The organism is Winogradskyella poriferorum, from assembly GCF_050618035.1.
Lineage (GTDB): Bacteria > Bacteroidota > Bacteroidia > Flavobacteriales > Flavobacteriaceae > Winogradskyella > Winogradskyella poriferorum_A.
The window spans coordinates 1-234 of record NZ_JBODPY010000134.1 but is presented as its reverse complement, the minus strand read 5'-3'; the positions used below and the strand labels follow the sequence as shown (position 1 = coordinate 234).

Annotated in this window: 1 protein-coding gene; it reads left to right on the top strand. The window is 57.3% G+C overall.

All coding sequences use genetic code 11. The annotated features are described in order from the left end of the window. On the top strand, positions 1 to 234 hold a 234-nt coding region (locus ACRHOC_RS15215), incomplete at both ends, for a glucose PTS transporter subunit EIIB (protein WP_431159448.1).

Here is a 234-nt window from a genome sequence, read left to right as displayed (position 1 = left end):
TGGGTTCTTACAGGCGCTCGGCGGCGCAGCGAATATCGAAAGTATCAATAACTGCGCCACCCGCCTGCGTATCGCCCTGGTGGATATGACGAAAACCCAAAGCGATGACGTCTTCAAAGCCCTGGGCGCACACGGTGTGGTGCGGCGCGGCAACGGCATACAGGTGATTGTCGGTCTGCACGTTCCTCAGGTGCGCGACCAGCTGGAATCGCTGATGAAAACCCCTTTAACAAA